Annotated in this window: 18 protein-coding genes and 7 tRNA genes; 16 read left to right on the top strand and 9 right to left on the bottom strand. The window is 35.0% G+C overall.

The genetic code is table 11. The features are described 5' to 3' along the window. Position 1: 1 nt before the first annotated feature. Together AC3QL1_RS19795 and AC3QL1_RS19790 are read right to left on the bottom strand one after the other, a co-directional pair. Positions 2 to 607: an NAD(P)H-dependent oxidoreductase gene (locus tag AC3QL1_RS19795; RefSeq protein WP_492493850.1), complete on the bottom strand. Its 606-nt coding sequence runs from the start codon at positions 605 to 607 to the stop codon at positions 2 to 4. Positions 608 to 966: 359 nt separating this feature from the next. Continuing rightward, positions 967 to 1,953, bottom strand: coding sequence for an aldo/keto reductase (locus tag AC3QL1_RS19790; RefSeq protein ID WP_492493849.1), 987 nt, complete (start codon positions 1,951 to 1,953; stop codon positions 967 to 969). 120 nt (positions 1,954 to 2,073) lie between these two features. On the opposite strand from AC3QL1_RS19790, the gene AC3QL1_RS19785 reads away from it, so the two are divergent. Next, positions 2,074 to 2,919: an AraC family transcriptional regulator gene (locus AC3QL1_RS19785; protein WP_492493848.1), complete on the top strand. Its 846-nt coding sequence runs from the start codon at positions 2,074 to 2,076 to the stop codon at positions 2,917 to 2,919. A 128-nt stretch (positions 2,920 to 3,047) separates the two neighbouring features. On the opposite strand, the gene AC3QL1_RS19780 is transcribed toward AC3QL1_RS19785, so the two are convergent. Beyond that, positions 3,048 to 3,809 carry a C40 family peptidase gene (locus AC3QL1_RS19780; protein ID WP_492493847.1) on the bottom strand — a complete coding sequence of 254 codons (762 nt, stop codon included), beginning with the start codon at positions 3,807 to 3,809 and terminating at the stop codon, positions 3,048 to 3,050. A 71-nt stretch (positions 3,810 to 3,880) separates the two neighbouring features. Further along, complete coding sequence (locus tag AC3QL1_RS19775; RefSeq protein ID WP_492493846.1) at positions 3,881 to 5,059, bottom strand: acetyl-CoA C-acyltransferase; 1,179 nt, start codon at positions 5,057 to 5,059, stop codon at positions 3,881 to 3,883. A 239-nt stretch (positions 5,060 to 5,298) separates the two neighbouring features. On the opposite strand from AC3QL1_RS19775, the gene AC3QL1_RS19770 reads away from it, so the two are divergent. The 8 genes from AC3QL1_RS19770 to AC3QL1_RS19735 all read left to right on the top strand — a co-directional run bounded on the left by AC3QL1_RS19770 (position 5,299) and on the right by AC3QL1_RS19735 (position 6,508). Next, positions 5,299 to 5,382 (top strand) — tRNA-Ser (locus tag AC3QL1_RS19770). A gap of 15 nt (positions 5,383 to 5,397) precedes the next feature. Then, positions 5,398 to 5,472, top strand: a tRNA-Pro gene (locus tag AC3QL1_RS19765). A 112-nt stretch (positions 5,473 to 5,584) separates the two neighbouring features. After that, a tRNA-Arg gene (locus AC3QL1_RS19760) sits at positions 5,585 to 5,658 on the top strand. Between the two features lie 52 nt (positions 5,659 to 5,710). Further along, positions 5,711 to 5,786, top strand: a tRNA-Lys gene (locus tag AC3QL1_RS19755). 53 nt (positions 5,787 to 5,839) lie between these two features. Beyond that, positions 5,840 to 5,915, top strand: a tRNA-Lys gene (locus AC3QL1_RS19750). 54 nt (positions 5,916 to 5,969) lie between these two features. Continuing rightward, positions 5,970 to 6,045 (top strand) — tRNA-Lys (locus tag AC3QL1_RS19745). Between the two features lie 54 nt (positions 6,046 to 6,099). Further along, positions 6,100 to 6,175 (top strand) — tRNA-Thr (locus AC3QL1_RS19740). Positions 6,176 to 6,310: 135 nt separating this feature from the next. Further along, complete coding sequence (locus AC3QL1_RS19735) at positions 6,311 to 6,508, top strand: GIY-YIG nuclease family protein (RefSeq protein WP_492493844.1); 198 nt, start codon at positions 6,311 to 6,313, stop codon at positions 6,506 to 6,508. Positions 6,509 to 6,658: 150 nt separating this feature from the next. On the opposite strand, the gene AC3QL1_RS19730 is transcribed toward AC3QL1_RS19735, so the two are convergent. Beyond that, positions 6,659 to 7,765, bottom strand: coding sequence for a serine hydrolase domain-containing protein (locus AC3QL1_RS19730; RefSeq protein WP_492497590.1), 1,107 nt, complete (start codon positions 7,763 to 7,765; stop codon positions 6,659 to 6,661). Between the two features lie 144 nt (positions 7,766 to 7,909). Between AC3QL1_RS19730 and AC3QL1_RS19725 the strand changes: the two genes are divergently transcribed. The 3 genes from AC3QL1_RS19725 (at position 7,910) to AC3QL1_RS19715 (ending at position 10,731) form a co-directional block, all read left to right on the top strand. After that, positions 7,910 to 8,764 (top strand): SDR family NAD(P)-dependent oxidoreductase, encoded by an 855-nt coding sequence (locus AC3QL1_RS19725; RefSeq protein ID WP_492493843.1) that lies wholly within the window; start codon positions 7,910 to 7,912, stop codon positions 8,762 to 8,764. A gap of 67 nt (positions 8,765 to 8,831) precedes the next feature. Beyond that, a complete protein-coding gene (locus tag AC3QL1_RS19720; RefSeq protein WP_492493842.1) occupies positions 8,832 to 9,755 on the top strand; it encodes a helix-turn-helix domain-containing protein in 924 nt (307 codons plus the stop codon). A gap of 154 nt (positions 9,756 to 9,909) precedes the next feature. Then, a complete protein-coding gene (locus AC3QL1_RS19715; protein WP_492493841.1) occupies positions 9,910 to 10,731 on the top strand; it encodes a phospholipase A in 822 nt (273 codons plus the stop codon). Positions 10,732 to 10,792: 61 nt separating this feature from the next. Here the strand turns inward: AC3QL1_RS19715 and AC3QL1_RS19710 are convergent, their stop codons facing one another. Continuing rightward, complete coding sequence (locus tag AC3QL1_RS19710) at positions 10,793 to 13,171, bottom strand: TonB-dependent receptor (RefSeq protein WP_492493840.1); 2,379 nt, start codon at positions 13,169 to 13,171, stop codon at positions 10,793 to 10,795. Between the two features lie 59 nt (positions 13,172 to 13,230). Between AC3QL1_RS19710 and AC3QL1_RS19705 the strand changes: the two genes are divergently transcribed. The 3 genes from AC3QL1_RS19705 to AC3QL1_RS19695 all read left to right on the top strand — a co-directional run bounded on the left by AC3QL1_RS19705 (position 13,231) and on the right by AC3QL1_RS19695 (position 20,062). Further along, positions 13,231 to 14,943, top strand: coding sequence for a histidine kinase (locus AC3QL1_RS19705; protein ID WP_492493839.1), 1,713 nt, complete (start codon positions 13,231 to 13,233; stop codon positions 14,941 to 14,943). Then, complete coding sequence (locus tag AC3QL1_RS19700; RefSeq protein ID WP_492493838.1) at positions 14,940 to 15,632, top strand: LytR/AlgR family response regulator transcription factor; 693 nt, start codon at positions 14,940 to 14,942, stop codon at positions 15,630 to 15,632. Before AC3QL1_RS19705 ends, AC3QL1_RS19700 begins: the two co-directional genes overlap by 4 nt. Positions 15,633 to 16,135: 503 nt before the next feature. Continuing rightward, positions 16,136 to 20,062: a DUF8696 domain-containing protein gene (locus AC3QL1_RS19695; RefSeq protein ID WP_492493837.1), complete on the top strand. Its 3,927-nt coding sequence runs from the start codon at positions 16,136 to 16,138 to the stop codon at positions 20,060 to 20,062. A gap of 73 nt (positions 20,063 to 20,135) precedes the next feature. Here AC3QL1_RS19695 and AC3QL1_RS19690 read toward each other — a convergent pair whose 3' ends face one another. Continuing rightward, complete coding sequence (locus AC3QL1_RS19690; RefSeq protein WP_492493836.1) at positions 20,136 to 21,887, bottom strand: CocE/NonD family hydrolase; 1,752 nt, start codon at positions 21,885 to 21,887, stop codon at positions 20,136 to 20,138. 76 nt (positions 21,888 to 21,963) lie between these two features. Here AC3QL1_RS19690 and AC3QL1_RS19685 point away from each other — a divergent pair, with 76 nt between their 5' ends. Beyond that, positions 21,964 to 22,617 carry a M15 family metallopeptidase gene (locus tag AC3QL1_RS19685; protein WP_492493835.1) on the top strand — a complete coding sequence of 218 codons (654 nt, stop codon included), beginning with the start codon at positions 21,964 to 21,966 and terminating at the stop codon, positions 22,615 to 22,617. Here the strand turns inward: AC3QL1_RS19685 and AC3QL1_RS19680 are convergent, their stop codons facing one another. Then, positions 22,618 to 23,181 (bottom strand): hypothetical protein, encoded by a 564-nt coding sequence (locus tag AC3QL1_RS19680; protein WP_492493834.1) that lies wholly within the window; start codon positions 23,179 to 23,181, stop codon positions 22,618 to 22,620. It abuts the gene before it with no gap. A gap of 2 nt (positions 23,182 to 23,183) precedes the next feature. Continuing rightward, the gene (locus AC3QL1_RS19675; protein ID WP_492493833.1) at positions 23,184 to 24,362 is read right to left on the bottom strand and encodes a THUMP-like domain-containing protein; all 1,179 of its coding nucleotides are present in this window, start codon (positions 24,360 to 24,362) and stop codon (positions 23,184 to 23,186) included.

The following is a 24,362-nucleotide window of genomic DNA, read 5'->3' as shown; positions in this document are numbered from 1 at the left end:
ATTATAAATTTTTAAAAATTTGTTCTAAATGATTGGTATAGTTTTTCTTAAAGATGTCAATGTTTTCTGCAGTGGCACCTTTTTCAACGTCGTGAAAATTGAAACCATTCAATTTTTCCATACCTGTAAATTTATTCATTTTATGGAAACCAAACATAGCTCCGTCATCTACAGATGTTTCTTCGAAGAATTCTCCCGGAAGTGTGAATGCTGTTGCAGGAGCATTCCAGCTTGTTGTAAGCATGTATTTACGTCCGTGTAATTGTCCTCCGGTTCCGTAATTAATGTCCGGATTTGTTCTGGTTCTTCCGTCGCTTTTGTAAATTCCTTTGTTGTGTCCGGCGGTGAAAACGTCGTCGATGTATTTTTTGAATTGGTTTGGCAATTGAAACCACCAAACCGGTGTGTGATACACAATAACATCTGCCCAAACGAATTTTTCGACTTCTTCATCAAGATCAAATTCTTGTTTAATATCTGTTGTTTTAATTTCGAATTGCTTGCTGTTTGTTAAATATTCGATTGTCCAATTGGTAACGGTTTCGTTGAATTTTCCACCTGAATGTGCGAAATTTTGACTTCCGTTGATGATAAATATTTTCTTCATTTTACTTTATATTCTTATGAATTCGTGAGTGTGAGGGATAGAGGGGGTATCCTTTTTGTTTTTTCTTTAAAAACAAAAAGATATAGCCGATAGCTCGGCCCTTGGGACACACCCAAATTATTTTTATTGTTGAGTGTAATTGTTTTAAACACATAGAAACATAGATTTTTTGTTTGCTTTTAAAAGAATGCAAAAAGAAACTCGTTTCTCACACATAGCTATGTTTAGCTTTGTCAAGTTTTGAACTTTGACAAAGCTCGAAGCTGACTTTTCCTCACAGCTATGTGAATTAAAATAAGTGAACGCCTTTTCACATTGCTATTGGCTATGTTTCTATGTGTTTAAATTTTATATAAGGATTATTTAACTTTAGAAATTGCCTGATTGATAAACTCCAATTCTGAAATTGATAAATCAAATTCCATTGTTTTGGCGTTTGAAATGGCTTGTTCTGCGTTTCTTGCTCCGGCTAAAACAATGGTGATTCCTTTTTGTAAAGTCGTCCAGCGTAAAACCAATTGTGAAATTGAAATGTGTTTTGCATTTGCCAGCGAACTCAATTCTTCGACTAAAGTTTTTACTTTTTGAAGATCGAACTGACCGAAATATCCGTTTCTGTGATCGTTGTCTTTTAGTTTGCTGTCGGTGAAATATTTTCCGGTTAATAAACCTCTTTCCATCGGACTGTAAGCAATGATTCCGATGTTTTCTTTGATGGTTAGCGGAATCAAATCTGTTTCGATTTTACGGTTTAACATACTAAACGGAACCTGATTTGAAGCTAATTGAATTGTTTTTTGTGCTTCCAGAATTTGTTCTGCATTGTAATTGCTAACTCCGGCTGCTGTGATTTTTCCTTGCTGAATAAGTGTTTCCAAAGCTTCCATCGTTTCGTGAATTGGAGTAGTGGAGTCTGGCCAGTGAATTTGCAATAAATCGATATAATCTGTTTGAAGGCGTTTTAAGCTTTCTTCAACTTCTTTAATAACATTTGCTTTTGAAGCATATTTATAAACCGGTATTTTTTTTCCGTTGTCATCGGCATCAAAAAAGAAATCACCTTTTCCCTTATTGCTTCCGTCCCAAACCAGGCCAAATTTGGTTAACAACTGAACTTTTGAACGATCGTGAGATTTTAAAGCTTCGCCAATCATTTCTTCGCTTAAGCCGAATCCGTAAAAAGGAGCGGTGTCAATTGTGGTCACGCCATGTTCGATCGAAGCGTGAATAGAGTCGATTGAATCTTTCTTTTCGTTTCCGCCCCACATGTTTCCGCCAATCGCGAATGCGCCGTATGTAATAGTTGATAATTCAAGTTCGGTATTGCCTAATTTTCTATATTCCATGATATTGTATTTTTAAATCTTAAATTTCACTTGGCAAAATTATACCATTTTTAAGACTCTTAATTTGTATATATTTGTCTTTTTTATGTAAATTTGCATCCTCAAATAATTATTACTGTTATGAAAAAAGAAAATCTATACGAGCCGTTTACTGTTTCATTTGAAACTCTGGATGAATATCCGGATGTTGGAGATCGTCATAATTTCTTTGAATTGGTTTATATTTTGGAAGGAACCGGAAGACAGTGTATAAACAAAAATATTTTTGAATATGATGCGGGACATATGTTTTTATTGACGCCTGAGGATTGTCATAATTTTACAATTGAAACCAAAACGAACTTTTTCTTTTTAAGATTTAATGATATTTATTTGAAAAACTCAAGTTTACAGAATGAGAATATTCAGCGTTTAGAATATATTCTGCAAAACGCAAACCATCAGCCTGGTTGTATTTTGAAAAATGATGCTGATAAATGTCTGGTAAAAGTGATGGTTGAAGCGATTATTCGCGAACATCAGGATAAGGATGTTTATAATAAGGAGCTGATTCAGCAATTGGTCAATACGCTGATTATTGTGGTTGCCAGAAATATTGCGAAATATTTGCCGGAACAGGTAAACATTGGCTGTGAAGCAAAAGCGATGGATATTCTGCAATATATTCAGAACAATATTTATTATCCTGAAAGAATTAAAGCGGAGTCACTTAGTGAATATTTTGGAATTTCGAATACGTATTTAGGACGCTATTTTAAGAAACATGCTAATGAAACTATGCAGCAGTATATTAGCAATTATAAAACAAAACTGATTGAACATCGTTTGCAATTTAGTGATAAGCGAATCAATGAAATTGCGTATGAATTTGGTTTTACCGATGAAAGCCACTTCAATAAATTCTTTAAGAAGCAGAGGGGAAATAGTCCTTCGGAGTTTAGGAAAACGATTCGTGTTAGTGCTTAATAATGGTACGCGGATGACGTGGATTCGCAAGCGAAAACGCGGATTATTGCGGAATTTTTTCTTTTTTTTTCCACTGATTCACTGGTAAAAAAAAACATTTTAATCCTTTTAATCTGTGGCTAAAAAAATTAAATAATCTTTTTTATTACTCTTAATTTATGAGTGTGTTTGTTTAATTCGGGATTGTAAATTCCGAGGTGGTCTAAACGGTCAATGCGGACTTTTCCACTTGCGTGAATGATGTAATTGTTGTCCATAATGATTCCCACGTGAATGATGTTTCCTTCTTCGTTGTCAAAAAAGGCTAAATCTCCGGCTTCACTTTCTTCTATAAAACTCAAAGGTTCTCCGTCAAGTGCTTGTTGAGATGCGTCACGGTGAATTTTGTATCCATTTAGTTTGTAAACCATTTGGGTAAAACCAGAACAATCAATTCCGAATGGTGTTTTTCCGCCCCAAAGATAGGGAGCGTTCAAATACATGAAAGCAGTATTTATAAGAGCACTTTTTGGTTTTATACCGCTGGTTTTTGTGCCCTCAAAATCAAAATTGGATGTATTGATTTCGTTATTATTTAAAAAGGTTAAAGAAGCGCCAAGTGGAATTGGTAATAATAAATTATCCGGCGCAGTGATATAATCAATTAAATCAGCGTTTAAAATTATGGCTTCTTTGCTTAATTGATTGTAATGTTCCTCAGAAATTACCTGATATTGTTTTGAATCTACCCAGCCTTCATAATCATCAAACTGAATTTTTATTCGGGCCCATTGATTTTGGCGTTCTAAAATTTCGATGTGTTCGCCAAACAAAAGTTGTGTAACGATTTCACTTCTGTCACTTGGCTCAGACCGAACGGGTACTATGGCTAGATTGCAAATTCCGAACATTTAAGGTAATTTATAAGTTGAAAATCAGGAGAAATTTATATCAAATAACTCCTGATTTTATGTATTATTATTTAAGCTCTTTCAATAACAATTGCAGATGCGCCACCGCCGCCGTTGCAAATTGCTGCAGCTCCGGTTTTAGCATTGTTTTGTTCTAAAACATTCAGCAAAGTTACGATGATTCTTGCTCCCGAGCATCCTAAAGGATGACCTAATGAAACAGCTCCACCATTTACGTTTACTTTATTGTTATCAAGATTTAATATTTTTGAATTGGCCAAACCAACAACAGCAAAAGCTTCGTTGAATTCGAAATAGTCAACATCTTCAATTGCAATTCCGGCTTTGTTTAAAGCCTTTGGTAATGCTTTTGCAGGGCTCGTTGTGAACCATTTTGGTTCCTGAGCAGCATCAGCATAACTTTTGATGTAAGCAAGAGGTTTTAATCCTAATGCGATTGCTTTTTCTTCAGACATTAAAACTAAAGCAGCAGCTCCGTCATTTATTGTTGAGGCGTTTGCGGCAGTAACTGTTCCGTCTTTTGTGAAAACAGCAGCTAATGAAGGTATTTTATCCAATTTTACATTGGTGTATTCTTCGTCTTTAGAAACGATGATTGGTTCGCCACGTCTTTGCGGAACTTCAACAGGAACAATTTCGTTGTCGAATTTTCCGGCATCCCAGGCTTTTGCGCTTCTTTCGTAAGACTGAATCGCAAAATTATCTTGTTCTTCACGGCTAATGTTATATTCAGATGCACATAAATCAGCGCAAACTCCCATTGCGTTGTTATCGTAAGCATCTGTCAAACCATCTTTTTGCATTCCGTCCAGCATTGTTGCAGGACCAAATTTAGTTCCGTTACGCATTTGTACATAATGCGGAATCAAACTCATGTTTTCCATTCCTCCGGCTACTACAATCTCTGCATCACCACAAGCAATGGCTTGTGCGGCAAACATTACGGCTTTCATTCCAGAAGCACAAACTTTGTTTACTGTTGTAGCGGCTACTTCCTCAGATAAGCCGGCAAAAAGTGCAGCCTGACGTGCTGGCGCTTGTCCAACTCCGGCTTGTACTACATTGCCCATGAAAACTTCATCAACTAATTTTGGGTCAAGGTTAATTTTTTGAAGTGCGCCTTTAATAGCGGCAGCACCTAATTTTGGTGCGGGTACGGTAGATAAACCTCCCATGAAACTTCCGATAGGTGTTCTAACGGCAGAAACGATAACAACTCTTTTGTTCATTTTCTGTTAATATTAGTTAATCAAGCAAATTTACTGTTTATTTAAATAAATTCAAATTTTGTATCAATTCGATTGAATTTTAAATTTAATATGAATTTTTTGTTAATTCTATTCGTTTGATTGTGAAGAGGTTTAAAAAAAAGATTGAAAAAAGATAAAAAAAAGCGCAAAAATAGTTGTGAGAAATATAATGTTGACTTACATTTGCAACCGCAAAACAGGACACGTTCCTTGAGCTTGGAGAGGTGCCAGAGCGGTAATGGAGCAGATTGCTAATCTGTCGACGGGTAACCGTCGCCAGGGTTCGAGTCCCTGTCTCTCCGCTTAATTTTTGCCTTCGGGGTGTAGCGTAGCCCGGTTATCGCGCCTGCTTTGGGAGCAGGAGGCCGCAGGTTCGAATCCTGCCACCCCGACTAAAACTTTTCCATAAAGTTTAAAAAGAAATGGACGCATAGCTCAGCTGGATAGAGCATCCCGATTTCCAATCGGGACGGTTAGAAGGTTAAGTTTAAAGTTAAAGAAAATGGACGCATAGCTCAGCTGGATAGAGCACCTGCCTTCTAAGCAGGCGGTCGAAGGTTCGAATCCTTCTGCGTTCACGAAAAGCCACTCAATCGAGTGGCTTTTTTGTTTTGTATAGATTGGTTTTAAGTACGCCTAGCTCAGCTGGATAGAGCATCCCGATTTTTAATCGGGACGGTCGAAGGTTCGAATCCTTCTGCGTTCACGAAAAGCCACTCAATCGAGTGGCTTTTTTGTTTTGTATTAGATTGGTTTTAAGTATGCATAGCTCAGCTGGATAGAGCATCCCGATTTTTAGTCAGGACAGTCGAAAGTTCGAATCCTTCTGCGTTCACGAAAAGCCACTCAAATCGAGTGGCTTTTTTGTTTTGTATTAGATTGGTTTTAAGTACGCTTAGCTCAGCCGGATAGAGCGTCCCGATTTTTAATCGGGACGGTCGAAGGTTCGAATCCTTCTGCGTTCACGAAAAGCCACTCAAATCGAGTGGCTTTTTTGTTTTGTATTAGATTGGTTTTAAGTATGCATAGCTCAGCTGGATAGAGCATCCCGATTTGTAATCGGGACGGGCGAAGGTTCGAATCCTTCTGCGTTCACGAAAAGCCACTAACTACATATTTAATATCAATTAACATCTCAATTTTTATCGAGGGTTAAGGGTTCGAACCCCTCCGCGGTCATGCCAATAAAACTTAATCAAATGGTTTTTTCAATATTTAAAACTTAATCAAATGAATTTTTTCTACATTTTATATTCAAAGTTTTTAAATCAATATTATATCGGTCATACAAGTGAAGGGTTAGAGGAACGATTACGCAAACATTTATCTAATCATTCTGGATTTACTGGAAAATCAAAAGATTGGATTATTGTTTATTCTGAAGAATTTGAAACTAAATCACTAGCATATAAAAGAGATGGAAGTTAAAAAATGGAAAAGCAGGATTAGAGTTGAGAAATTGATATATGAGTTGAAACAATAGCTCAATTGAATAGAGCGCCCAATTTTTAGTCAGGACAGTCGAAAGTTCGAATCCTTCTGCGTTTACATCAAAAAGATATTCAATTGACTATATTTCTATTTACCTATATCCGGAATATAAAATTTTGCTATTTTTTCAATGATTTCTTCCGGGAATATACCGGTAAGATTTGCAAAAAGAATGATTGTCAGATTATCTTTTGGGTAAATGACAAAGGCTGCACGGCCACCGCCAATAGAAGCGACTGCAGAATGGTTTTCCCTTGTAATTATTGGCCAACCCAAAGCATAAGCATTTAAAAGTCCTCCAAAGCCATCGTATAAACCATTGTTTAGTTTTACAGGTTCCCAGATAGTATTTATAGATTCATTCTTTTTGAGAAGTTTACCTGATTGAAGTCCAATTATCCATTTTGCCATTTCTTCTGCTGTTGTAAATGCACCGGCATCAGTTAGCATTTTTGATGGAAATTCTTCGTACGTTTCCTTTAATTTGGTTCCTTTTTTATATTCGCCTGTAATTTTATCCTGATTGTAATAGGAATAAGTAGGACATTTATTTTCAAGAACATCATAGGAATTTCCATAATATATTTGCTTCATCCCCAATATATCAAACTGATTTTTACGAACGAAGTTTTCAAATGTTGTGGCACTGTATTTTTCAATGATGCGCTGTAAAATATAATAGTTGGTGGCATTATAATTAAACTTTTCTCCAACTTCGGATTGTAATGGTAATTTTTTGACTTTAAACCAGGCAGAATCTTGTCCTTTATCTCCAATCAAACCTTTATCATCTTCAATGTCCGGAAGACCGGATGTATGACTCATTAATTGCCTGATTGTTATTTTTTTCCAGTTTTCCGGTATTGAATCGATATGATTGGAAATAGGGTCATTAATATTCAGTTTATCCTGTTCTTGTAATTGCATCACGGCAACTGAAGTAAAAACTTTAGAGATAGAATTAATTGAAAAAATAGTATTGGTTTTTACAGGAATTGAAAAAGGAATTTCAGCAGTTCCAAGTGCTTCGGATAATATAATTTTGTTATCTCTAATGACCACTAATTGACAGCCGGGAATCTTTTTCTCCTTCATTTCCTTTTTGAGAAAGTCTATAATTTCTCCTTTTTTATTTTGGGACAAAACAAAATTCACGGAAAAGAGTACAATCAATACTGAAATTTTAATTTTCATCATCATATAAAGTTTCTCAAAGTTATGAAAAGAACTCAATAAATCTACCGATTCTCATTTTGGCTACAAAGTTCCTGATTTAAGCTACAAGAGAGTAATAGTATCTGCAGACCTTTGTTGTATTATTAATTTAATTACAAAATTATGACACATCAAAATGATATTTCAGGTAATAAAAAAGTATGGTTCATTACAGGAACTTCCAGAGGTTTTGGACGAGTTTGGGCTGATGCAGCACTTAAACGTGGTGATCTTGTCGCTGCGACTGCACGTAATTTAGACAGCATTTCTGATCTAAAAGAAAAATATGGTGAAAGTGTACTCACTTTACCGCTTGACGTTACGAAGCCCGATCAGGTAAAAACTGCAGTAGAAAAAGCATATGCACATTTTGGCAGACTTGATATTGTACTTAACAATGCTGGGTATTCATTAGTTGGTACAATCGAAGAATCAACTATCGAGGAGGTAAAAGCGATGTACGAAACTAATATTTTTGGTCCGATAAGTGTAATTCAGGCCGTTTTACCTTTGTTGCGCAAGCAGGGATTCGGTCATATTTTGGGAACATCCAGTAATCTTGGGCATGTAGTATTGCCGGTAATTGGTTATTATTGCTCTTCTAAATGGGCATTTGAAGCAATTTATGAAAGTTTAGCTGCAGAAGTTAAAGCATTCGGAATTAAAGTAACTATTATAGAACCAGGTGCTTATGCGACTGAATTTGGCAGTCATGATTCTTTAAAATTTGCCACAGGAATTGATGTTTATCAGGATTTTAAAACACAGTTTATTAATGGCTTGGGCGAATTAGAAAGAGGAGATCCTAATGCAACACCTGATGCACTATTTCAAATTGTTGATGCAGAAAATCCGCCTCTTCGAATTCATTTAGGCAGTCAAAATCTGCCATGGGTTCGCAATGCGTATGCAGAAAGACTGGCAAGTTGGGAAGAATGGGATGCTGTTTCTTCAGCAGCACAGGGAACTGCAAAGTAATTATCAGTAAATAATAAATATAACCGGTGATGAAGTATTGCCGGTTATATTTTCATAATTTTAAAAAATGAAAAAAGAAGAAAAAATCCATCAAAAAATGGAATCGTTATCTGATGTGCATCGGACAATTGGCTTATCTGCGCCGGCACATCCGTTAATTAGCCTGATAGATGCAGCGACTAACAGACTAATAGCAGGTAGTTTGCCCACTTCTCATGTTCTTAATTTCTATAAAATATCTTATAAGCCAAGGCTAAGTGGTAAATTAAAATATGGTCAGGGACATTATGATTTTGATGAGGGAGGATTATTATTTGCTGCACCAAACCAAATTATTGGTAATCATGGCAATACTGAAGGAGAAATGTGTTCTGAATATACTTTGCTGATTCATCCGGATTTTTTATGGAATTATCCTTTGGCTAAAAAAATCAAGCAATATGGTTTTTTCTCGTATTCGGCGAATGAAACATTACATTTATCAGAACATGAAAAAGAAACTATTTTTTCAATTTTTAGAATCATAAAAGAAGAACTGGATAGCAGAATAGATGATTTTAGCCAGGATGTTATTATTTCTCAAATTGAATTGTTGCTGAATTATGCAAATCGTTTTTACAAACGTCAATTCATAACCCGAAAAGTAGCAAACAATAATCTCTTGCAGAACCTTGAAGAAATTCTAGATAATTATTTTAATAATCAAATGGCTTTAAATCAGGGATTGCCAACAGTTCAGTTTCTTTCAGATAATTTAAATATTTCACCTAGTTATCTAAGTGATATGCTGCGGTCTTTAATTGGGCACAATGCACAGCAGCATATCCATATTAAAGTGGTTGAAAAAGCGAAAGAGTTATTGTCAACAACCAGTTTATCTGTGGCACAAGTGGCGTTTCAGCTTGGTTTTGAACATCCGCAATCGTTTAGTAAATTTTTCAAGACTAAAACAAAAACTTCACCATTGGAGTTTAGGCAATCTTTCAACTAAGACACTAAATAAGAGTCGAAATCATCTTGTATTCTGATTAATTATTCCTTGATAATTTATTGGGTTAAGACTTATTTTTATTGAGCCAATATGCTGTATTGAAATAATAGACATTTATAAAATTAAAGAATAATCTCAAATTTAACCCATATAAATGCATTTCAAATACCTATTGCTCTTTTTTGTTTTATTTTCAATCACGGCAAATTCACAAATTGTAGAAGAGAAAAAAAATTTTCGTGCAGCAGATTCCTTATTGAAAGAAAATAGTTTTTCTGTTCACAGAGATAATTATTTTTTAACGGGCGTACCTATAAATGAAGATATTACCAGAAATACTGCCGATGTAAAATATCAGGTAAGTTTTAAATTGAGATTAAAATCAAAACCGTTATGGGGAGGTTTTTTTCCTTATTTATTGTATACTCAAAAAGCGTTTTGGGATATTTATGCCAACTCAAAACCATTTGCCGAAATTAATTTTAATCCCGGTGTTGCGGTTGTTCGTCCATTTTATTTAAAAGGAGGAAGGCTTACATACGGTACGATTTCGTTAGAACATGAATCAAACGGCAGAGATTCTATTTATTCGAGAACCTGGAATATGTTGGCTTTTTCATTAAAATCACAGATTTCTCCACGATGGGTTGTGGGTTTAAGAGGATGGATTCCGCTTGTTGATAAAGAAGATAATCCCGGACTTACCAAATATGTGGGTTATGGCGAAGCGAGCGCAACGTATCAAATACAACCGGGAAGATGGAGTGCTGATGTTCTTTTTAGAAAAGGAAGTGGTCTTATCAATTACGGATCTTTGCAGACACAGGTAAACTGGCGACCCTACAAAAATGAAAATTATTACCTCACGCTGCAATGGTTTGTGGGTTATACAGAAAGTTTAATTGATTATCAGGAACACAAAAGTATGTTGCGTTTAGGATTCACGATTAAACCGGATAATATGGGAATTTTTTAAATTTCTAACATATAATTTCATATCAAAAGCCACTTATTTAAGTGGCTTTTTTGGTATAAAATTAATTACGATTGGCACTATTTGCCTGTCTGATAACTTTTGGATCGGTTAGATTAAAACGGTAAACAAAACTGAGTCGGTAGCGGGCGGCGTTTGGAATACTGTTTTGATTAAATAAATAATCAGTGCCAATTGTTGTGCTTTTATTTTGGCGTAAGTTGAAAGCATTACTAACATCAAATACAATTGTTGCTTTGTCTTTTAATAAAACTTTGCTCAAACCAAAATCGATTGATTGCAAGGCTTCATTTTTTGTCTGTGCATTTTGCTGCGCTCCGCGAAAATTATAACGGCCCTGAAAACTGAATTTTGCCGGTAACTTAATTTGTGTACTTAAACGTCCGGTAAAAGTTTCTCCGCTATAATCCAGATTTTCTTCCTGATAATTTCCTTTTTGTTTAAAGGTGTAAAAATTCATTTCGGCATTTATCTGAAGCCATTTCATCGGATTGTATAATGCAGAAAGTTCCACACCGCTGCGTATTTCATAATCAATATTAATAGGTGTTGTAAAAAAGATATCATTTTCACGATACGTAAAATCCTGAATGTAACCGTTCTCTTTTTGATAATAAACAGATGGATTTAACGTCAGCTTTTTCCAGTTTTTCAGAAAACCCAATTCAAACACATCTGAATAAGAAGGATTAAGATCCGGATTTCCAATATATTGTGCGTTTAAATCAGTCACTTCATTAAAAGGATATAATTCATATAAATCTGGACGGTTAATTCGCTTGCTGTAATTTAGCTGTAAAGTTGAGGATGCAAACTTATAACCAATATTAACTGTAGGGAATAATTTGTTGTAGTTTTTCTTATCATTATAAGTATTCTGGATATCTGTAATCGCAATGTGTGTCGGCTCAGTACGTAATCCTAACATATAAGAAAACGAACCAATCTTGCTGTTAAATTGCGTATACGCACCTGAAATTGTTTCCGCATAATTCAAATGATTATCAATTCCCTGATAGATTTCCCAGTCATTTTCCTGTTGCTGTTCTGCTAAAAAGTCACTCGTAACTTTACGAATCTCAGTTTTAATTCCAAACTCAAACACCGAGACACTATCAATTGGCTGTATAAAATCACTCTTCGCCAGCAAATCTTTGCTATTGCCTGTTGATCGGGTTCTAATGCCGGGATAATCTAAAAAAGTTGGTGTTAAACGCTGTGTAGAAAGATTCCATTTTTTATTACTATTCCACCAATCGTATTGTACATCAATAGTCCACTTTTTTTCTGGTTTTTTAAAGGTATGTGTATAATTAAATTCTAATTGGCTGTAATCACGTTTTTCTAATGATTTTCCATGTCTTGTCAAGGTACTATCCTGGATATTGCTCGCAGGATTACTATAATCATAAAGTAAATTAGTTTTATCATTATCATGTGTTGAATTTTTTAAAAAAGCTGCTGTAATGGTTTGATTTTCACTAATAAAATAGTCTGCACCAAAGTAAAGTAACTTGCCATCGTCATGACGGTTTTCATTTTGTACACGATTTAATAAAGTGGGCATGCCGTTATTAACAGTAGACTGATTTGTTGTATAAAGACCTACATAATCGGATGAACGTATGCTGAAATTCGAAAAAATATTGATCTTGTTTGATTTATAATTAATACTTGGGTTAAGGCGACTGTCATTTGGAGATCCGGCTACCACTCGAATCTGACCGCTAAAACCACTTTTTTTATTTTTCTTCAATACAATATTGATAATTCCTGCTGAACCGGCAGCATCATATCTTGATGAAGGATTTGTAATTACTTCGATTTTTTCAATCTGATCGGCTGCTATTTGGTCAAGTGCATTGCCTTGCGTAAGACCAGATTGACGGCCATTTATCAATACTAATACACTGCTGTTTCCTCTAAGACTTACTGCTCCGGTCGGACTTACGGCAACGGATGGAACTCCATTCAAAACATCATGAGCAGAACCATTTTGCGAAAGCACATCCTTGCCCACTTCAAAAACTTTTTTGTCTAGTTTTAAACTAATATTAGGTTTTTCGGTAGTAATTTCTACCGCATTTAATTCTACCGCATCACTTTTCAAACCAATGATTCCAAGTTCAATTTTTGTTTTACCGGACATAACTTGTAATGTTTGGGTCTCATTTTGATATCCCATAAAACTGAAAATAACGGTTATTTTACCAATTGGAATTCCGTCGAGCTGAAAAACACCACGATCATCTGTAATTGCATTGGCTACTATTTTTTCAGAATTGTCTTTTACCGAAATTGTCACATACGGCAAAGCTTCTTTGGTAATATTATCCTCAATTTTACCGGAAATGGTAGTTTGCTGCGCAACGGCAGAAAATTTAAAAAGTAAAATTAGAATGCTGATTATTAAGGATTTCATATTATAAGGTTTTGGTACAGCAAGATTAACTCATAAAATAAAGCACTGCTTTTTAAAACATGCGAACGGCTCCAATAGCTTTTGAAATGCATTTCTTCATTCGATATTTATTATATCTTTATCGTATGCATCGTATTACTTTTTTTATCGCTTTTTTTGTGCTCCTGTTCACGTCGTGTAAAAATGAGGTGGATTATTCGGAGTCGGATCCTGTTTATTTTATCGGTAACAAACCTCCGCAGGATCATCGTGGAGAAACAGGAGATTCTATTTTTAAGGTAAAAATTAATGTAAAGTTGCTTAAACGCGAAAACCTGTCTGAACCATTAGGTTTACAGGTTAATAGCTTTGGTGCTTTTGAGGTTTATTGGGATAGCGTTTTGTTGGGAACTAATGGTAAAATGGCTAAACCAGGTCAGGCCGAAGTATCCGGAACTGAAATGACTTATTATGTAATACCGGAAAAATTAGCGAAACTGGGTAATCATGTTGTTACGGTAATCGGAACACAATCTGAAATAGAAGAAGCACAGCGCGGTATTGATGTCAAGTTAGAAAATTATTTACGGCTTCTTCGTGCACCGCTTATTATCATGTCTTTTATGAATCTCATGGCGGGCGCTTTTCTGATTGCTGCTATTTATTATTTTTTTCTGTATATCAACAGCAGTAACCGACAGGCGACAGTTTTACTTTTTGGAATAATCTGCTTTCTTTTCTTTAGTCTGCTCATTATGGAATATGTGAAATTTTATATCACGATTCCTTATACATTATTCTATCTGAGATTGGAGATTATCGGCTGGCTAACTTTTGCAATTTCGATATTGGTTCCGTGGTACTTTATGCTGCAGTTTGGTTTCGAAAAGAAAAAGCCTTTTTTACTTTTTTTATTTGTCATTCTTATTGCGATTTATATTCTCAATTATCACCATTACGATATTACCGCTATGCGAATTAGTTATGCAATGTGGCTTGCTTCTGTGGTAATTGCAGTAAATGCCGTATTTCGAAAAGTAAAAGGAGGAGTTATTGTATTGATTGGTTTATTGGTGAGCGCGGTAATTAACTATTTTTTGGTGTTTGATTTTGGATTATTTATTGCCTTTACAATTATTGTGCTTTGTATGCTTTATCTGCATTCCATTCGTGCAAAAGCAATTGAAGAAGCCCATAATGCCTCGTTGTTATTGTCGTCAAGATTACAGCTTGAACTGATTAAGAAAAATATTCAGCCGCATTTTCTGCGTAATACATTGACGTCTTTGATTGATTGGGTGGAAGAATCGCCAACGCAAGGTGTTGTATTTATTCGCGCACTCGCTGATGAATTTGATATTATGAACAGCATTGCCGAAGATACGCTTATCCCAATTCGACAAGAGATTGAATTATGCCAAAAACATCTTGAAGTAATGTCTTTTCGAAAAGAAGTTTGTTACGATTGGAAGGAAGAGGGAATTGATGAAAACGAAACTATTCCACCGGCAATTATTCATACAATTATAGAAAACGGAATCACGCACAGTTTATCACCTGAAAATGGCTGTATTGGTTTTAGTTTGAATTTTATAAGAAAAGAAAATCATAAACAATATTCTATACTTACAATAGCAAAAAACAGAAATCGCAAAAAAGAAAGCAGCAACGGAACTGGTTTTAAATACATCAAGGCCAGACTAAATGAAAGTTACGGCGATAATTGGGATTTTGATTCTTATGCCGTAGAAGAAGGCTGGATGACCACTATTAAAATTTTTGATAAAAAATGAAAATTCTAATTATTGAAGATGAGGCCCGAATTGCCAAACGTATAGAAAGAATGACCAGGGATTTCTTTGATAAAGAAGCACAGATTTTGCTTTGCGATTCGGTAGAAAATGGATTGAATGTGATCGATCAGCATCAAATCGATTTGTTGTTGCTGGATTTGAATCTGAACGGTGAAGACGGTTTTGATATTCTGCAAACCGTCGTAGCGAGATCTTTTCAAACCATTATTATTTCGGCTTATACTGATAAAGCAATTACGGCTTTTGCTTATGGTGTTTTAGATTTTGTACCAAAGCCGTTTGATGAAAATAGATTGTCACAAGCTTTTATGCGGTTTACAACTCCTGAAAAATCAGCCAATGATATTCGGTTTTTAGCGGTAAAAAAGGCAAAAGCAGTTAAGCTGATAAAAATTAATGATATCCGATATATTAAAGGTGCAGGAATTTATACAGAATTACATTTATCAGATGGAAGTATAGAATTGCATGACAAATCTTTAGAATCTTTAGAAAAACTGCTTCCTTCAACATTCGAGCGAATACATAAATCTTATATTGTTTGCTGGCTTGAAGCCGATAAACTTGTCGTAGAAGCAGGCGGTAAATACAGCATGTTACTTAAAAATGGTGAAATGCTTTCTGTAGGACGTTCCAAATACAAAGAAATCCGACATAAAATGCTTTGAATAATCAATACTGTCTTTTACTGTATTTCAAGAATATAGCTAAAATCAATTTAAGTTACTGATCTACTTTTTTACAACAACAGTATTTTCTATTTCTATTTTGAAAGTCATTTTGTCGCTAAAAGTAATTTGTAGCCATAAGATGTGAATTTCGTCTCTTTAAATTAATAATTGTAAATATTTTCTTTAAAATATCAAAATTAACGATCTGATAAATTGATAGTTTTTAATGTATTGATATATAGCTTGTTAAAGAAATGATTTAAATGTGATGATTTCCGTTTAAATACACAATTATATACATATTTGCATAGTTATATTTAAGATTTTTTGTGTTAATTTCATCAGAAGTAAATTATAACTATCTGCACTTCAGTAAATTGTATTCTTATTACCTTAAAAAAGAATGCTTAGATTAGTTCTTAATCTGTTCGGCTGTCTTACTACACACCTCATAATACCTACAATAATTAATCAATTTTTAATCATTAAAATTTATTATTATGAGACTAAAATTATCTTTATTACTCGTTTTTATTATTACCTATTCATGGTCCCAGTCGGGATCTACGAAAACATTTACCGGCAATGGTACATTTCCTGTCCCAGCCGGTGTAACTAGTATCCAGGTTCAGGCTTGGGGAGGCGGAGGATCTGGCGGAGGTGCCAGTGGAGCACCATTGCTTTTAGGCAGAGGTGCCGCCGGTGGAGGTGGAGGCGCTTATGCCAGTAATACGTTATTAGTAACTCCGGGAACAACATTAAATGTAGTGGTTGCGAGCCAAACCTCTGGTACTACCGGAGCCGGTACAGCAGGAGGTAACTCTACTATTACTGGTTTTGAATCTTTTATTTTAGCAGCCGGAGGATCTGGCGGAGACGCTAATAATGCAGGCGGTTCACCTGTAGGAGGAATTGGAGGTACAGTTGCTGCTTCTGCCGGTACTACCAAATTTGCCGGTGTAAACGGAGGAAATGGAAATTCATGGAATCTTTTAGGTTTGTTGCTTTCATCTGGTGCCGGTGGTGCCGGAGCAGGTTCTGGTGGAGCAGGTGGTACTGCCGTTTCAGGTTTGCTTTTGAGTAATGCACCCGGAAATGCAGGTTCGCCTCCCGGTGGTGCAGGAAGTGGTGCTATAAATTCAGCATCAGGTGCAGCGCAGATTGGAGGAGCTGGTGCAGCTGGTCGTGTTATTATTTCTTATAGCTGTGCTAATTTTAGTTTAACAAGTACAACTGCGACAAATGTTTGTGCCTCTGCAGGTTCAACCTCTACTATAACATTAACAGGCAGCGCAGCATCCTTGCCGATAGGTAATTATGTAGTTACTTACAATAGAAGTAATCCCAGTGCCACGGCATTAACGGCAAATTTAACGGTTAGTACAGCGGGAAACGGAACTTTTACAGCAGTTGGATTAACAGCTGCAGGTTCTAGTGTTATAACAATTACTAAACTTACGTCAGAAACTTGCTCTTCTAATATTACAACTAATAATACAGCGAGTGTAATAGTTTCTCCGGCGTCAGTTGGAGGAGCGGTGACTGGCGGAACTACAATTAATTCGGGAAATACAAGTGGTTTGTTAACTTTATCTGGTCATACAGGATCGGTTATTAAATGGCAATCTTCTGTAAGTCCTTTTACAACATGGACAGATATAGCCAATACTACTACGACTTATACTTCGGGCGCTTTAACACAAACTACTCAATTTAGAGCAGTAGTTCAGAGTGGTACTTGTGCTGTTGTATATTCTGCGGCAACAACTGTCACAGTCGAAGATCCGCCGACTATAACAGTAGGCTTTGTAACCAATAGTTGCTCAGATGGAATAAGTGCTAAACAAACAGCATTACCTTATTCTGCGACAACCGGAAATCCAATATCTTACAGTATTGTTTGGGATTCATCTCCTGCAAATCCTCTTGTAGCAGTTACAAACGCGGCATTACCTGCAAGCCCAATTTTGATTGATGTTCCTGCCAGCACTGCACCAGGAACATATACAGGTATATTGACTGTAAAAAACGCAAATGGTTCTATTAGTACAGGTTATAATATTAGTTTAACGGTAGTTGCAATTCCTTCTATTACCACATCCGGAATTATTAACCCAATTTGTTCAAGTACCAATTTGCAATATGCAACATTGCAATTTACGAATCCTACGGGTAATCCCACAAGCTATATTATTGATTGGGATGAGACCGGAGAAGGTGGTTTAGTATTTCAGGGAACTACTTCATTTAGTTTTGATACCAGCCCAAATTCTATAAACACTATTGAGATTCCGGCAAATACTTTACCCGGAACATATACCGGAACATTAAAATTTACCGATGGTCAATGTAATGGTTCTCAGCCGGTATCTATTACAATATCTCCTGCAACTGTAGGAGGTTTGATAACGGGTGGCGGTACAGTTAATTCTGGCAGTACAAGTGGTTTGCTGACATTGTCAGGTTATACAGGATCAATTTTGTATTGGGCATCTTCCGTAAGTCCGTATAATATATGGCTTGTTATTCCAAATACAGCAGGAACTGCAACGTATATATCAGGACCATTAACACAAACAACTAAATTTCAGGCTACTGTTAAAAATGGTGATTGTTTTGAGAGACTTTCCGATATAGCAACTGTTACAGTAGTATATCCTCCAACTGTTGTAGGACTTGACGAATCTGCAGCAAGTGTTTGCAGAAGCGCAACTGCAACAACTACAACTTTAAGTTATTCAGGAACTACAGGATCACCAACAACCTATAGCATTGCATGGAATACGTTAAGTGATTTTGCTGAAGTTATTGATGCGCCATTGACTGGAAGTCCAATCACGATTAACGTTCCTGCAGGAGCAGCTGCCGGAACTTATTCAGGAGTACTCTATGTAAAAAATGCCGACGGTCTTGAAAGTAGCGGTTACGCTTTTACTTTAACTGTAAATGCAACTCCTTCAATTACTACGGGATTTGTAATAACAGCTGCTACGGTTACAGAAAGCGGCAATTCACAAAATACATCATTTTCGTATTTAGCGTCTGCAGGTAATCCTACAAGTTATTATATTGATTGGGACGCTACAGCAAATGCCGCTTTATTAGCCGATCAGCCTAGTACGCCTCAGGTTTTTGCAAGTGGCGGAGGTACTGTAAATACAGTTGTGATATCTGCAAATGCTCAACCGGGAACTTATTCAGGTATTTTGTATATTGTAAATGAGTTTTGTACCAAGTCTATTAATATTGGTGTAAAAATTAATCCGGGAGTACGTCCAACTATAGATTTAGATCAAAGTACAAAGAATGGTTGTATAGACCAAACTGTAGATATAAATTATTCAGCAACTACAGGATCACCAATAACGTATAGTATTTCATGGTATCCAATAACTGGTATTGCTGAAATTATTGATGCACCATTAACTGAAAGTCCGATCACGATTGAGATTCCTGCAGGAACAACTCCCGGGACTTATTCAGGAGCACTCTCAGTTAAAAATGCAGAGAATCTTGAAAGTGGCAGTTACATTTTTAGTTTAATTGTACATGAAAGTCCAGAAATTATTTCAGAAGGAATAATAGCTACGACTTGTGAAAGTATCCAATCTCAATTTTCAACATTAGTATATGATTCTTCTTCCGGAGATGCTATTAAATATAGTATTGATTGGGATCACGTAGCAAATGAAGCTTCCTTAGCAGATGTTTCTGATGCTTCACATAATTTTGACCCAAATGGTGGTACTATAGATGTTCCAATATCAGCAAATGTTTTGCCGGGAACTTATACAGGAACATTTTTTATAGAAAATGAATTTTGTACTTCAGAAAATTATCCTATAATTTTAAAAATAACACCAGGAACCGTTGCAGGTTCTGTTACCGGAGGCACTACAATTACTTCTGGAAGCACAAGTGGTTTGTTGACTTTGTCAGGTCATATCGGAAATGTTCTTAATTGGGAATCATCTGTTTCACCATTTACAGAATGGATAGAAATAGTCACCAATGATGCCAGCTTTACTTCAGGACCATTAACAGAAACGACACAATTTAGAGCTGTTGTTCGAAGAGGGCTTTGCGATGGTTTAAGTTCAACACTAACAACTGTTACAGTAGAGGAACCATTTTTTAGAGGAATTTCTTCAAAAGACAATTCCGCAACAGGAACGATTAATTTAGAATCAGCCAATAATTCAGTTGTAATATCTTCTTCAAATAAAGTAATTAATGTCGATACGCCAAACCAAACAATTGATAAAGTGTACGTATTTGATGTTAGTGGCGACTTAATTTACAAAAAAGAAAAAGTATCAGATTCTAAATTGAGTATCGATAATTTGCGATCAGGCAATCAGGTTTTAATTGTCAAAGTGGTTCTCAATAACAGCGATACCGAAACAAGGAAAGTGATTTTTAAATAAAATTAAATCCATAAATTTAAAAACCATTCGTCGCGGCGAATGGTTTTTTTTGTTTTGAAGATAAGTCAATCTCTTATTTCAAAACCGGAATTTTTACAAAACTATCCGTATACCATTTTATCTGCAAAGGTTCGGCAGCATCTTTAATTGTTTCCTCGCTGACTTCTTTACCGGTTCCGTAATTTAATTGAGAAAACGGATTTTTATTTACATCGACAACAATTAAAATACGGCTTCCTTTGCTCAGTTTTTTACTTACTAAATGCGTATTCGAAAAAGAAATCGTTTCAATTTTATTCGGTTCTAAAAGATTTCTCTTTTCAATATCTTTCGAATAACTCGCGCGGCCAATATAATAGGATAAATGAAAATATTCGCCATTTGGCATGACTTCATAAACCGTTACACCCAGATCAACATCTTTTTTATTGATGCTTATTTTTAATTCTCCCCAAAAAGATCCATTTACAATTAAAGGTTCTGTTAATGGTTCGCTTATAAAATGGAATCCGCTTGTAGTATCAATTTCTTTTTTAATGATCGGATCAGGATAATAATCATTGTTATTACTGTTTTGCCTGTCAGCGAAATCTACTTTCTGTAAAAGAAATTCTTTTTTAGAAGGTTTTTCAGAACTCGCTGTGTAGAAGTTTCTTGATTTAAAATTGGTTAAATAAAAAGTCAAAAAATCATTGTTCATTTTATCTAACGAAGACGCACTTTTCCATTCATTCGCGCCCATAACTTCGTAATTAATTTTATCTTTTAAAACTTCAGGTTTAGTTCCGTTTTTCAAAATATAATCAAACCATTGGTATGTAATTTTTTTAATATCAATTAAGGCATTTTCATCAACTTTATAATTATTGATGACAGGTTCACCGCCAATTTGAGTTCCAAAATGACTGTACGGACCAATAATAAGATAAAAAGGTGTTTTTGGATTATACTTTTGAAGTTCTTTTAAATAATATAAACTGGAGTTTTGCGAATCATTATAATAACCGTCAAACGCCAAAATCGGAATTTTAATTTTAGAAAAATCAGTTTTATAAGGCGCCATTTTTTGCCAGTAATTGTCGAATGAAGGATGATTAATCCATTTTTGAAACCAGCGATTTGATTCGCCGTCAATGCTATCCATTTTTTTGTAAGCAGTTGCGGTTTTCCACCATTTAAACTGCATTTCCCGAAAGCGTTTTCTATTATTTCCCGCAACCGTATCGAGATATTTATTATTGCCCACATAAAAAGCCCATTCATAATTGGGGTTAATGAATATATTATTTTCCATTGGCAAACCCATTCCCGGCCTGTTGGCGACATAAGGAACAATTGTTTTCAATGCCGGATGAGGTGTTCTACAAGCAGCCCATTGCGTAAATCCGTTATAACTTCCGCCAAACATTCCAACACTTCCGTTGCACCATTTTTGCTTGCTAATCCAGTCGATGGCATCATAAACATCATTGCTTTCATTTTCATACGGATTTATTTCTTGCGGACTAAAACGCTTTCCTCTCGAATAGACAATTACGCCAACATATCCGTGATCTGCAGATTCTTTTAGTGTCTTTAAATCTCTGCCTTTATCCCGAACATAAATAGTAAACTGAAGTATGGCAGGTTTAGGATTTTCATCTCCTTTTTTGCGAACAACAATTGCTGATAATAATGCACCGTCACGAGTTTTAATTAATATACTATCCTGAATATGATAAGCACTATCGTCACTTGCTAATTTTGCAGCTTTTGTTTGTTGTGCAGCAATCGAAGCAATAGTCAAAAATAAACCAAGACATAGCAACAATAGTTTCTTATTCATATTTAAAAGTTTTAGGTTGAAGGAGTTTAATATTATCTCTATATTTACTTTTATAATAGACTTCAATTTTCATCTTATGTTACATCTTAAAAAATCACTGTTTTTATTTGTTTTTCTTTTTTTGACATTCGTTTCAAATGCGCAAAACGAATCCTATTCAAGTCCCGTAGAAAAACAAATTGCAGATACAACATTTGTGAATTTAAAAGATTACAGTACAGATTTTATCTACGACATGAAATATGCTACTGAAGATAATTTCCTGAAAGCCAAAGTATATGATTGTGCCGAATGTTTTTTGCGTTTAAAAACAGTTGAAGCATTAATTGCGGCCAATAAAGATTTTATGAAAAAAGGCTATAAAATCAAGCTTTACGATTGTTACAGACCTTTATCAATTCAGAAAAAAATGTGGGAGATTGTTTCGAATCCGGAATATGTGGCTGATCCAAAAAAAGGCTCCATTCATAATAGAGGAGGAGCCGTTGATATTTCTATAGTTGATGTGAAAGGAAATGAAGTTGAAATGGGAACTCCTTTTGATTTCTTCGGAATTCAGGCCAGTCACAATTATACAAAACTTTCAAACGAAATAAAATCAAACAGAAAATTTCTTAAAAAAGTAATGATCAAAAATGGTTTCAATTCTTTTGATTCAGAATGGTGGCACTATAATTTAAAAACAGGTTTAAAAGATAAAGTCGCGAATCAAAAATGGAATTGCGAATAATTATTCAACACATCTGATGTTTTCCATGAAATAAGTATCCGGGTGATACACTTTTTGATTCATTTCAGAAGTTATCTCGCTTCTTACGATATAATCTTCAATATCAGTTAAATACTTAATTCGCATTATGGTAACAGGAGATTTCTTTAGTTCTTCAAAATTATCTTTCATAAACATAAAAATTCCCGTATTTACACGGTTGTTATATTCATTGTCGCGAATAAGAGTTCCGCAGTTTTCCTGATTAATATGGATTAAAGTCACGATTTTACCATTTTGCAATTGTAAAAATACTTTTGAGTTTTTGTCAAAACAATTCGCTTTTACAAAATCTTTGCTTTTTTGAATTAATTGCAGGTTTAAGGTTGGCAAACCATCTGTTTGTGCCAATGAAAAAAACACATAATTGGAAGTTCCGCCAAAGTTTTTCTCGCTAATCAAATATTCATTTGTCACTTTATAAGTACCAATAGAATCTGTTACATTAGCGCTATATTCACAAGGTTTTTGGGCAAATGCAGTAAAAGTTAATAGAAAAAATGTTAATGTAATTAGTTGTTTCATTTTTAAGTTATTTTTCTGCAAATTAAAACTATTTTGTTATCATTTTTATCTGTTGTAAAAAAACAATACAAATTTCCGCCATTTTTTATTTTCCACTTTTTTCGAATGCTTTCCACCGTGTCCGGAAAGTTTCTGGTAGTAACATTTGCCTGCTGATTTAAGAGTTCCGTTTTCATATCATTTTTACTGTATGAAATCGCTTTTTCAATTTCAAAAGACCTTCCCGGAAAATCAATTAATTCATCTGAAGTATATAAATGAGAATGTTTATGAAGTTTGTTTATTTGAAATGAAGTACTAATTTCATCAAAACCTCCGGATTTCATAATAGCCGAATTAGGTTCGTACAGAAATTTTTGTGGCAAATGATAAAATGGATATTCAGATTCGCCTAAAATAAAGTCAAAGGTTTCGGTTTTATCCTTTAAAATATTGGCTGTTTTAATCGTTATTTCGCCCGAATACTGATTGTGAATTTCAAAAAGCAATTCTTTTACTTCGTTTTCCAAAGCAATAATATGAATGTTTTTTACGAATTTCAATTCAGATAAACCAGCCGAAATATCCAGTAAAGGAGCTGTTTTTATTAAAATCGAATCACTTTTTTCGAAATAAAAATCTAACGATTCCGGAACATTTGGCAAACAGTCTTTCAGCATAAAAACTTTGCCTTTTGCATCATTTCTTCGCGAAGGATCGATATAAATCCAATCCCATTTTTGATCAGATTCTTTTAAGATATTTTCAGAATCGCCGGCATAAAAAGTACAATTTTCTACTTTTAGCTGTTCAAAATTATGCTTAACAATTTCTGATAAATCTTCGTTGATTTCACAATGTGCAACGGATTCAAATTTTTTGGAGAAATAATAATCATCAACACCAAAACCGCCGGTAAGATCGATCAGCGTTTTTCCTGAAATTAAAGAAGCTTTGTAAGCCGCCGTTTTTTCAGATGAGGTTTGTTCGACAGAAATCTTACTTGGATAAATTATATTTTTTGTTCCAAACCAGGTTGGTAATTTTTCTTTTGCTTTTGATTTTGCTTCAATCTGATTCAGAATTGAAATCCATTCTACTTCAGGAAAAGGATTTTTTTGAAGCGCTAATTTTGTAATCGAAACACCGCTATTTTCAGTAATAAAGTCCTGAATGTTTTGATGTAAAATAGAAGTGTTCAA

The sequence above is a fragment of the Flavobacterium sp. GW823-FHT04A11 genome (genome assembly GCF_058796535.1).
Note: the sequence above shows the minus strand (reverse complement) of the source record. Positions and strands in the feature narration are given on the sequence as shown.